This is a genomic window from Solwaraspora sp. WMMA2080, assembly GCF_027497395.1.
Lineage (GTDB): Bacteria > Actinomycetota > Actinomycetes > Mycobacteriales > Micromonosporaceae > Micromonospora_E.
On sequence record NZ_CP114910.1, the window covers coordinates 1,337,242 to 1,348,854 of the forward strand.

Sequence of the window (11,613 nt, forward strand, 5' to 3'; positions counted from 1 at the left end):
ACGAGGTTCAGCGCTGGCCGACCGGGACGAACTGACGCTCCTGCGGACCGACGTAGAGCTGTCGGGGCCGGCCGATCTTGTTGGTCGGGTCGGCGATCATCTCCCGCCACTGTGCGATCCAACCGGGCAGTCGGCCCAGGGCGAACAGCACGGTGAACATCTTCGGTGGGAAACCCATCGCCTTGTAGATCAGCCCGGTGTAGAAGTCCACGTTCGGGTAGAGCCTGCGGGAGACAAAGAAGTCGTCGGCGAGCGCGATCTCCTCCAGCCGCATCGCGATGTCCAGCAACGGGTCCGGTTTGTCCAGCCGGCCCAGCACGTCCTGCGCCGCCTGCTTGACGATGGCCGCCCGCGGGTCGTAGTTCTTGTAGACCCGATGGCCGAAGCCCATCAGCTTGACGCCGGCCTCCTTGTTCTTGACCCGCCGGACGAAGTCCTGCACGTCGCCGCCGGAGGCGTGGATCTCCTGCAGCATCTCCAGCACCGCCTGGTTCGCACCGCCATGCAGCGGGCCGAACAACGCGTTGACCCCGGCCGAGACCGAGGCGAACAGGTTGGCGTTGCTGGAGCCGACCAGCCGCACCGTTGACGTCGAGCAGTTCTGCTCGTGATCGGCGTGCAGCACGAACAACATGTCCAGCACCTGCGCGATGACCGGGTCGGCCTGGTACTCGGTGGCCGGCACACCGAACGTCATCCGCAGGAAGTTCTCCACGTAGCCGAGCGCGTTGTCCGGGTAGAGCAGCGGCTGGCCGATCGACTTCTTGTACGCGTACGAGGCGATGGTCGGCACCTTGGCCATCAACCGCACCGTGGAAATTTCGACGTGGTCGGTGTCGAACGGGTCCAGGCTGTCCTGGTAGAAGGTTGACAGGGCGCTCACCGCAGAGGAGAGCACCGCCATCGGGTGCGCGTCGCGGGGAAAGCCGTCGAAGAACCGACGCATCTCCTCGTGCAGCAGCGTGTGCAGCCGAATCTGCTCACTGAAAGCAGCCAGCTCATCACTGGTCGGCAACTCACCGTAGATGAGCAGGTAGCTGACCTCAAGGAAGGACGCCTTGCCGGCCAGTTGGTCGATGGGGTAGCCCCGGTAGCGCAGAATCCCGGCATCGCCGTCGATGTAGGTGATCGCCGACGCACAGGAGGCGGTGTTGACGTAGCCCGGGTCGAACGTGACGTGACCGGTCTCCTTCAGCAGCGCCCCGACCTCGATCCCGGGCGGACCTTCGATGGCCGGCTGCACCGGCATCGACAGTTGGCCACCGGGATGGTCCAGCTTCACATCCGTCATATGGTCCCTCACTTCGCCGGCAGATCTTCGTCGAGTGCCTCATTTCTTACCGTAATCCTGCGGTGGTGCGCTGCCGCAGCGAGCAGGTGAGGGTGAGGGATGCGTCACCCGATCCGGTGGTCGGACACCACGAAATACTCCAGAAACGGATGAAAGCACCAGTCAGTCAGTGCGCCGCCGCAGCTCGGTACCGGCATCGACCACCTCGAAGATCTCCACCCGGTTGTCGCCGGAGCGCCACAGCGACTCGTCGGTGATCAGTGCGGCGAACCGCCGCCCCTCGGCGTCGGGGGCCAGTGCCGGCACCACAGTGGCGATCCGCCCGTTCACCGCCACCGCGAGCGGAGCGCCGGTCGCCACCTGGTCGGGCAGCTCGCCGTACGCCAGCGCAGGCAGGTTGCCGCTTGCCGGGTCGACGTCGGTGTAACTGCTCTCGTTGCTGACGGTGGCGCGAATGCCGTCGTCGGTGACCGGCAGCTCGACGACCGGGCGACCGACCAGCTCCGGCACCAGCGGCGCGGGTAACGGCGGACCGGCCTGGCCGGTGGTCAGGGCGGTGTACGTCGCCGGGCCCGGCACCGTCACCGGCTCACCCGGAACGTCCCGGAACTGCTTGTCCACCCGTTCCCGGGGCGGGCAGGTGCCGCATCGGCCGTCGACCTCGAACGGCAGGTCGATGTCCGCGTGCGCCGCGATGGTCGGCAGCAGGTCGACGTGCTCCCAGTTGCGGTCGTCGACCCGACCCGTCTGCTGGCCCGGCTCCTTGACGAAGGTCGGCACCCACAGCACCTCGGCCGGTGCGGCCCGCACCGCACCCATGCCCCGCCCCTGCTCCCCAAGGGTGAAGCTCACCCCGTGGTCGGCGGTGACGACCAGCAGCGCGTCGTCGTAGCGGCCGCTCGACCGCAACGCCGCCAGGGTCTGCCCGATCAGGCCGTCGGTGTAGCCGAGCTGGGCCAGGTGCCGCTGACGGGCCAGCTCCACCCAGCCGGCGCCTTCGTTCGGGAAGTCCTCGGGAGCCTCGTAGCGGACACCGGACGGCAGGTAGCTCCACGGTGCGTGCGGCATCAGCAGGTGGAGAAAATGCAGCGTTGGCCCCTGGTCCGGGGTGGCCAGGCCGTCGAGGAACGTGGTGAACCGGGCTGGTTGGTTGTCGTCGAGGGCGTCGAACCGGAATCTGGGGTCGGTCGGGGCGTCGGCGCCGACCAGGGCCGCGCCGGTGAGCCCGGCGTCGCGGCGGGTCGGCTCGCGGAAACTCGCCGTCGGGTCGTCATGGCTCTCCACCGGCGACAGGATCTGGCCGAGCAGGGCGGCGGTCTCCTGGAACAGCACCGGCAGGGCCGCCGTGGTGGGCTCCGCCTCGCAGCGACTCGGCGCGCAGAGCTCGGTAATGCTCTCCTGCGCCCGTATCTGGTAGGTACCGCCGAGCGCGCTGAACAGGTTGTCCGGATGCTGGGAGTAGTGCGGTGCCACTTCGCGTTCGGGGTACCGGCCGGACAGCATCGCCGGCAGCGCGTACGGGGTCCAGCCACTGACCGCGGTGGCGTTGCGGTACCAGGTCGAACCGGCGGCCAGCTCGGCGAAGTGCGGGTAGCGTTCGGCGTCGATCCGCCCGTCTGGGCCGAGCAGCGACAACAGCGGCAGCTCGTCGAGGATCAGCACCACCACCGGCGGGTGTCTGCCGTCGCCGGTGGCCGTGCCAGGCCCGGCGCTGGTCTGCTCGCTGCCGAGCACTACCGCCGAGGCCGGCGAGGTGAACACGAACAGCACCACGAAGACCGCTGGTCCGACAGCAGCCAGCCGCAGCAGCTGTCCCAGCCCAAGCCAGCGCCGGTAGGCCCAGGTCACGGCCACGCCGGTCAGCAGCGCGGCGGCCAGCAGCGGCAGGCCTCGGACCGGCAACAGGTGCTTGCCGACCTGTACCGCCAGGGCTACCAGCAGCAGCCCGACCGTCACCAGGTGAACGGTCCGGCGGACCGACGGACCGGCCAGCCCGATCAGCGCGCCGGGCAACCAGCACACCAGCGGCGGTACGACCACGTAGAACGCCACCAGCAGCAGGATCTCGGCCGTCCCGGCACCGTGGAAGAGGAAAAAGTCCGGGCTGCGCCCGACGACATCCAGCAACGGCTGCGCAACGACCAGGCCGCACAGTGCGACGATCTCGAGCAGCCGACGCAGCTCCGTCGACCTGCGGGTAGGCGGGGCCGGGTCGGCTGACAACGGACGGGAATCGGCGGACGGCGGGCCGGCCGGGGCCGGTACCGCCGCAGCGGTACCGGGCTCCGAGTCAGCCACGCGGGATCCCGGCGTACAACGTCCGGGTGCCGGACGGGAGTTCCTCCCGCCGGGTGATCTCGTACCGTTCGGCGAGCAGCCGCTCGAACTCCGCCCGGTGGTAGTCGGGGAAGAGCCCGGCGGGCTTGTTGGCAAGCAGTTGCCGGGCCATCGGGTCGTCCGGGTGGACGAACTCGATGATCATCTGGCCGGTGCCGCCGCCGGCCGGCAGCAGACCGGTCAGCCAGTCCAAGACCCTTGGCAGCGGCACGTTGCGCCCGATCGCCAGGTGGTGGATGACCGCCAGGGCAAGCACCGTGTCCGCCCGGGCCCGGGCGGTAAACGACGTACGCTCGTTGCCGGCCCAGCCACCGCCGGGCGACGGGTCGGCGAGGTCCATCAGGATCGGCAGGATCCGCCGCTGCCCGTCGGCGCGCAGCCGCCGGTACAGGTGGTCGACGACCGCCGGGTCGCTTTCCACGGCCACCACCTGCTCGGCGTGGGCGGCGGCGATCCGGGAGTACGTGCCGTCGTTGGCACCGAGGTCGAACACTGTCCCCGGGCGGTGTGCGGCGAGTTCGGCGTCGACGAAGGTGGTCTTCGCCGTGCGGTCGGCGTCGGAGTAGGTACAGGTCTGCTGGTAGTCGACCCAGTGACTGCCCGGCGGCGCCCAGTCCAGGCGGTCCACCAGCTTGGCGACGGCCCGGACCGTGGCCCGGACGAGCTCGGTGGAGAAGCCGGCGTCGCGGATCTCCGCCCGCACCGATCCGGTACTGGCCGAGGCGTGCCGGGTCTGCATCGCGTCGTGCAGGTGGACGTGCTTGAAAACACCGGCCCGCCACCGCCGGGCACCGCGGAACAGCCGCCGCATCTGACCCGACTCGATGCCGTCGATGCGCGACCGCAGCAACGGTTGGAAGTCCAGTCCCAGATGCGCCTGCAGCATCAACGGGTAGAGCATGGTCTGGCAGAACTGCCGGTAGCCGGCCCAGGGTTCGCCAGTGGCGGCCGGCTGGAACGAGCCCACGTCGATGAAGACCGGGTCGGCGCCGCGCCACTGCAGGTTGTACGCCGAGCCGTCGGTCATGGTGACCCCGTCGGCGAGCGCCGCCTCCAGCACTTCCAGATGCAGCCGGGCGGCGTCGCGCAGTTGGGCGAAGGACCACTCGTAGGGGTAGGACACGAACGGCACCCGCTCGTGTCGCAGCACCGTCGTCCACCGGTCGGCGACCGTTGCGGGCAGGTCTCCCGGCTCGACGGCCTTGGTGGCGACGACCTTGCCGGCAGCCATCAGCGGCGCCAGGAAGGCGCTGTCCCGGACTGCCGCCCAGTCACTCGCAGCCTGGGGTCCCAGGCCGCGGAGCACCGCGCCGTCGGCGTAGAAGACTTGGTTGTCCGGGTCCCGGAACGAGCCGGGCTCGTCACGGAGGGTCGAGGTGGTCGATTCGGAGATCATCGGTGCCGGGCCGCTCAGTCCTTCTTGGTGGGCTGCTTACGGAACCGGCTGACCAGCCGGCGCCAGTAGAGCTTGGTCGCGACGACCACGCCGGCGGCGCCAGCCACCACCGCTTGAACGATCAGGCTGCCAGAACCGGCATCCAGGTAGGCCAGGTAATCCACGCCGGCCACCTCCCAACTGTGTCGAGTTTCGTGCGGTGCGTCTGTCAACTGCGGCCCGGACAGGGGCCGACGTCACCGAAGGTTGTCTGACACGCCATCTTACGGACAGCTGCCGTACACCACCCTACGCGGCCGACCCCGTGGACACCGCCAGCCCCACCGGCACCCCGCCCCCCGACGATCGGAAACGGACCCGAGGTTGTCTGGTTTTGGCGATATTTGTCGCTCCTATGACCAACGGCGCGTCCGGCTCGTCCACAGCTGGTGGACAAGCCGGACGCACCGCCCGGGTCAGATAACGGTTCAGCAACGGCCGCGGTCGCTCTCCCCCTCCACCGGACAGCGCCCGGGACCGCGCCACAGCCGGCCTGCTAGCCGATCTACTCGCCAGCGCCGCCGGAGCCGACCGCGCCGAGAATCGACGGGAGCTCCCCGGGGTACAGCACCGCCAGCCGCGCGGTAGCCCGGGTCAGCGCCACGTACAGATCGTTGCGGCCCCGTGGCGAGTCAGCGACGATCGCGGCGGGATCCACCACCACGACCGAGTCGAACTCCAACCCTTTGACCTGCGCGACGGTCAACACCACCACGGGCGACTCGAGGTCGGGCTGCTCACCGGACGCGACCCGGTCAACTGCCCCCCGTACCTGCTCCACCAACCCGTCGTGCCGGCCGGCCGGCACGATCACCCCGAGCCGCCCGTCGCCGACTGTGGACAGTTCCGCCCGGATCAGCTCGACCAGCCCGTCGACGAGCTGGCCGGCCCGGGGCACCCGCTCCCACCGAACCGGCACGCCCGACTCGCGGACCGCCCGGGGCACCGAGGCGGCGGGATCGATGGCGCCGAGCACCCGACCAGCCACCGCCAGGATCTCGGCCGGAGTGCGGTAGCTCACCGTCAGCTCGGCCAGCCTCCAGCGGTCCGCCACGTACGGCCGCAGCAGCTGCGCCCAGGACTCCGCGCCGGCCAACGCCCCGGTCTGGGCCACATCCCCGACGATTGTCATCGACCGGTTCGGGCAGCGGCGCATCAGCAGGCGCCACGCCATGGCGGACAGTTCCTGGGCCTCGTCGACGACGACGTGGCCGAAGGTCCAGGTACGGTCCGCCGCCGCCCGTTCGGCAGCCGTCCGGTGGTCACCAGCCACCTGCCGGGTCGCCAGCGCCTCGGCGTCGAGCAGGTCGGTCGCGCCGAGGATCTCCGGCTCCGCCTCGTCCTCCACGTCGATGGACTCCGACCCGCGCAGCACGTCCAACGCTCCCTCGGCGTACTCGAGCCGCTGGCGGCGCTGAGCCTCGGCGAGCGCCTGCTGGGCGCTGTCGTCGACACCGAGCAACTCGGCTGCCTCGTCGAGCAGCGGTACGTCCGCCGGCGACCAGCCACCGCCGGGGGCGCGCCGGAGCGCGTCGCGTTCGGCGGAACCGAGGTCGGGGGCGGCGGCCGCGAGCCGCTCGGGCGAGGCGAAGAGGTCGGTGAGCAGTCGCTGCGGGGTCAGCACCGGCCAGAACCGGTCCAGGACCGACCGCAGCGCCGGGTCGGCGCGCAGTTCCCGTCGGATCTCCGCGAGGTCCGCCTCGGCCAGCACCTGCGGATCACCGGGAGCGTCGTCGCCACCGAGCGGATCGTCCGCGTACGGGTCGATGCCGATCTGGTCGGCGATCTGGTCAGCCAACGCGTGCACGATCTCGGTGTCGAACAGTGGGCGGGCCAGGTTGTGCAGCCGTCCCGACCGGCGGGTACGTTCGCGCGCGTCGGCGCAGATCTGCGCGGTGATCCGCAGCTGGTGGCCGTCCACGTCGACCAGCACCGGCTCGTCCGGCACCTCCTGCCGGTCCCGGATCGCGGCCGCCACCACTTCCGCCATCGCCGCCCGACCCTTGATCTCCGCGACCCGGTCCGGTTCGGTCCGGGTCGCACGCACCCCGGGATACAGCTCTCCGAGGGTACGCAACAGCACCCCGGTCTCGGCCAACGACGGCAGGACCTGAGCGATGTACCGTAGGAAGGTCGCGTTCGGCCCGACCACCAGCACACCCCGGCTGGACAGCTCTCGGCGGTGGGTGTAGAGCAGGTACGCGGCGCGGTGCAGCGCGACGGCGGTCTTACCGGTACCCGGGCCTCCCTGGACCACCAGCGCCCCGTCCACCGGTGCCCGAATGATCTCATCCTGTTCGGCCTGGATGGTCTGGACGATGTCCTTCATCCGCCCGGTCCGACCCGCGGTGATCGCGGCGAACAGCGCCGCCTCACCGGTCAGCGTGCTCGTCCGGTGGTCCCGGGCGAGTTCCAGATCGAGCAGCTCGTCGTCGATCGCGGTGACGGTCCGCAGCCGGCTGCGGATGTGCCTCCGGCGGCGGACACCGTCCGGCGCCGCGGCGGTCGCCAGGTAGAAGGGTCGGGCGGCCGGGGCCCGCCAGTCGATCAACAACGGCTCATAATCGCCCTGTTCGTCGAAGAGCCCGATCCGGCCGATGTAGCGGTGTCCCTCGTCGGTCAGATCGAGCCGACCGAAACACAGTCCGTTCTCCACTGCGCTGTACTGCGCTATCCGTTCGGTGTGCAGTGCTACCGTGGCCTCGCGTTCGGAGCGCGCCTGCGGCGTGCCACCGGTCTGCCGGAGCGCGGTCGCGAGCCGCCGTTGCGCCATCCCCCGCAGAGAGTCCAGCTGTTCATGCAGCATGGTGACGTACTGCTGCTCCGCGGCGAGATCGGCGGCCCGGTCCAGTTCCTCGGGCCGGTCGGTGTCGGTGACGGTCTGATCCACACCGTTGATGTTGTCACGCCCGGGTGCCTGCACCGCACTTGACAAGTGTGCCCCCTTGTTGTTAGCCGCGATTGTCAGACGCCGCAGAGGCGTCTTCTTTCTTGTGAGGATGCGTTGACGAAGCACATCGCCGACGAGGACGCATCGCTGACGGAACCACGTCGCTGACGAAGACATCTCGCTGACGAGAGCACCTTCGTTGGCGGAACGTCAACGATAGCCGCTGGTCGTCGCCACCGTCTTCCTCGCTTGCCTGGCCTCGCCGCCGGCCCGATCTCGGTGCTGCCGACCGGTTCGCCAGGCGACCGCCCGTGTTTCGCCGGTTCACCCACGGGTACGCACCCGCCGGGCAGGACGCGGAGGAGGCGTGATGGGTGCTTCGGAACCCTGGGTTCACCAGGCTTCGGCAACCGCCGAGGCGGGTCGGGTCCGCACCGACGACGGCGAGTTCTCCAGCCGGCTCGCCTCCCCTTTGGCGCCGCACGGCGGCGGCCTCACCCCGGAGCAGTTGCTGGCTGCAGCGTTCGCGTCCTGCCTGCACCACGCGGCGGTCGAGGCGGCCTCCGAGATCACCGACGAGTCGCACACCGTCGAGGTGCACGCCGAGACCCGGCTACGACGCGACCCCGACGGCCGGTACCGCGCCGACGTGCGGGCCAGCGTCGCCTCCTGCGGGCTGACCGTCGAGCAGCTTTCCGCCCTGGCCCGACGGGCCGACCTACTCTGGCCGTTCTCCGGACAGGACGGCGCGCGGCACACCGTCGACGTCGTCGCCGCCAGAGCGGACGACGACCGCGCCGCAGCAGAGCACCACCATCCAGTCGGCAGTGGCGGCAACCCGGTCCGGACGCCGCCGCGTTGACCAGATCCGACTCACCGTCACCCTGATCCGGCCCGACGCAGCCGCGGCATCCGGACGATGTTCGCTCCCGGATGCAGGCTCGGGGCGAGCGCGCCAACGACCCCGTCTCGGCCAAGGCGCAGCATCGCGACCAGTTCGTCGACGTTGGCGGCGGCCGGACCGAACAGACTGCCCTGACCTGCGGCGCAGCCCAGCTCCCACAGCGTCCGTCGCTGTCCCGTGGTGGACACCCCGTTGGCGACCACGGTGTGTGCGAGGTCGCGGCCCAGGCCGACCAGTGACCGCAGCGCGGCAGGCGAGTTCTCCGGTACGGCGAGCAGCCGATGGTCGACCTTCACCAGGTGCACTGGAATGCGGAGCAGCGCGGAGAGCGGCGCGTCGGAGGTGCCGAATCCGGCGAACGCGATCCGCACCCCGTCGTCATGCAACTGGTGCAGGGCACTCAGCGCCATGTCCGGGCAGCTGATCCCGGTCGTCTCGGTGAGTTCGACGATCAGCTGGTCGGCTGGCACGCGGTGCGCATCCAACTGGTGCCGCACGTCGGCGGGGAACCCGGTATCCAGCAGGCTCCGCGCGGAGATGCCGATGGACACGGGGAGCTCGAAGCCGGCGTCCCGTAGCAGCCGGGTGGCGGCGAGCGTCCGGTCGAACATCCCCCGGGTGAACTCGGCGAGCCAGCCGGAGCGCTCGACCAGCGCGAGTATCCCGGCCGCCGGCTGGTCACCGAGGTCGGCGTTGCCCCACCGCACCACCGCCTCGGCGGCGACCGCCGACCCGCTGCCGAGATCGACGATCGGGTCGAAGCCGACCGCGTAGTGGTGACCGGCCAGCGCGGCGGGGAGCTCCCCGCGCAGGGCCAGCCGGTCCGGGTCAGCGGTGTCCCGACTACGGTCGTACCTGGTCAGCCCGCGGCCGCTCTCCTTGGCCTGGTACATCGCGACGTCCGCCCGCCGCAACAGTTCCTCGGTGCTGGCGTTGCCGTCCGCCGTGGCCAGTCCGGCGCTGGCCCGAAGGCTGATCCGGATCCCGTTGAGATCCATCGGGTCATGCAGCACCTGCAGGATCCGTGCCGCTTGGTGCTCGGCGCGGGCCGGTGCCGCGTGTCCGGTGAGCAGAATGGCGAACTCGTCGCCACCCAGCCGGGCCACAAGGTTACCGGCGGCCGCCCGGTCCAGTCGTCGGGCGACCTCCACCAGAACCTGGTCGCCAGCGGAGTGCCCGAGCGTGTCGTTGACCTCTTTGAAATGATCGAGATCGATCAGCGTCAGGGCGGTACGCGGCAGGCTGTGCCGGTCGGCCAAGGTGGCGGTGAGTCGTTCCCGCAGGTGTCGACGGTTGGCCAGGCCGGTCAGCGGATCATGGGTGGCGTCGTGCTCGTGCCGGGCCGCAAGGTCGATCACCTGTGCGTAGGCGATGGCGTTGCGGATCGCGGTGGTCAGCGCCGCGCCGAAGGTACGCAACGTGTAGCGCTCGCGGTCGGACAGACCCGCGCCGGCGAGGGCGAGCCGCAGCGCACCGGCGGCCCACTCGGTGCCACCGGTGGCGCCGAGCGGCACCGTCACCAGGTCACCACCGACACCGGGCACCGCATGATCGGCCGGACCGTCGTACCGTAGGCCGTGCTCATCGCCCCGCACCAGGCGTCGCTGCGGGCCGTGCTGGAACTCGATCTCGACGGTTCGGGCCGAGAAGAGCCGCGCGGCTCCGGACGACGCGGTGCGCAGTACCGCGTCGAGGTCCACACTGTTGAGGGCGTCGGTGGTCTCGGCCAACTGCCGCCAGGCAGACCGTTCCTCAGCCAGATGCAGCCGCCGTCGAAAGCTCGAGTGCAGCAGCAGGACCGCCAACGGGGTGGCCACCAGCAGGCGTGCGTCGACCGCCACCACCACCACCGTGGCCAGGGCGAGCAGCAACGTGGCGACCTTCACACCGGCCCGCATCCGAGCGCCCCGGCGCACCACCCGCCGCCAGGACGTCCGGTCGGCAAGCGCGACCACCGGCACCGGCAGCGTCTCGTCGACCACCGCGTAGGCCAGCGCCGCGACGCAGAGCGAGACGACGGTGACCGTCCAGGAGCGGGTGAGGTGGCTGGTGCCGCCCAGCACCGGCACGAGACCGGCCCACATCGCGGCTGCCGCCGCGGCCAGCGCGCCGATCGATTCCTTAGCCGTGGCAAACGCCACCTTGACCGGCGTGGACCGGGCGACGGAACGCCCGACGGCCACGCCTACGGCCGTGCACACGACGACCCAGTGCGCCGGCAGCACCGCGACCGACACCAGCACCGCGGCGCTGGTCGGCGAGATGCCCTGCGGGGTTCGGATCCGGATCGGTACGGTGCAGCCACTCGCGACAGCGACGAGGCTGGTGAGCACCAGGGGGTAGTAGAGGGCGGGGAGGCTGGGCGGTGCGCCGATCCCGGACACCGCCCATGCCATCGCCACCAGACCACAGCAGACGATGAGCCCGACGAGCGGCGTCAGCCGCCGATCCACCCCGTCGCCACGCACCGTTGCCGTCGCCTCACTTCCCGCCTGGACAGCTTCATCCACATGAGCCTCGCGTCAGCGTCTCATAACTCACCGTCCATCGAACAGGTCCGGGATCACAGCCAATCGTTGTCACGCATGTCGCCACCCCCTCAGTCCCCTGGGATACACCCGAAGGATAGGGAAGATAAGTTGCGCTTGGTATAGCTAAATGTCTTTTGCGCCAGTACGCGATTATTATTGCGTTAATTACTTTGCGCCCGTTTTTGGGAACAGTCGGTGAACACGTTCGCGACTAGTGCCCCGCAA

Annotated in this window: 6 protein-coding genes and 1 pseudogene; 1 reads left to right on the forward strand and 6 read right to left on the reverse strand. The window is 70.2% G+C overall.

Translation table 11 applies throughout. From position 1 onward, the window contains the following. Positions 1–7: 7 nt before the first annotated feature. The 5 genes from O7543_RS05990 to O7543_RS06010 form a co-directional block, all read right to left on the reverse strand. Positions 8–1,291 (reverse strand): citrate synthase, encoded by a 1,284-nt coding sequence (locus O7543_RS05990; RefSeq protein WP_281554764.1) that lies wholly within the window; start codon positions 1,289–1,291, stop codon positions 8–10. 162 nt (positions 1,292–1,453) lie between these two features. Further along, positions 1,454–3,514 (reverse strand): sulfatase-like hydrolase/transferase, encoded by a 2,061-nt coding sequence (locus O7543_RS05995; RefSeq protein WP_281555575.1) that lies wholly within the window; start codon positions 3,512–3,514, stop codon positions 1,454–1,456. A 67-nt stretch (positions 3,515–3,581) separates the two neighbouring features. Continuing rightward, positions 3,582–5,024, reverse strand: coding sequence for a methyltransferase (locus O7543_RS06000; protein WP_281554763.1), 1,443 nt, complete (start codon positions 5,022–5,024; stop codon positions 3,582–3,584). A gap of 14 nt (positions 5,025–5,038) precedes the next feature. Continuing rightward, positions 5,039–5,197: a hypothetical protein gene (locus tag O7543_RS06005; RefSeq protein ID WP_281555829.1), complete on the reverse strand. Its 159-nt coding sequence runs from the start codon at positions 5,195–5,197 to the stop codon at positions 5,039–5,041. Positions 5,198–5,568: 371 nt separating this feature from the next. Continuing rightward, complete coding sequence (locus O7543_RS06010) at positions 5,569–7,869, reverse strand: ATP-binding domain-containing protein (protein WP_281555574.1); 2,301 nt, start codon at positions 7,867–7,869, stop codon at positions 5,569–5,571. A gap of 454 nt (positions 7,870–8,323) precedes the next feature. Here O7543_RS06010 and O7543_RS06015 point away from each other — a divergent pair. After that, positions 8,324–8,722 (forward strand): annotated as a pseudogene (locus tag O7543_RS06015) (OsmC family protein); the annotation flags it as partial. A 110-nt stretch (positions 8,723–8,832) separates the two neighbouring features. Here O7543_RS06015 and O7543_RS06020 read toward each other — a convergent pair. Beyond that, on the reverse strand, positions 8,833–11,367 hold the full coding sequence (locus O7543_RS06020) for an EAL domain-containing protein (protein WP_281554761.1): 2,535 nt from the start codon (positions 11,365–11,367) through the stop codon (positions 8,833–8,835). Between the last annotated feature and the right edge of the window lie 246 nt (positions 11,368–11,613).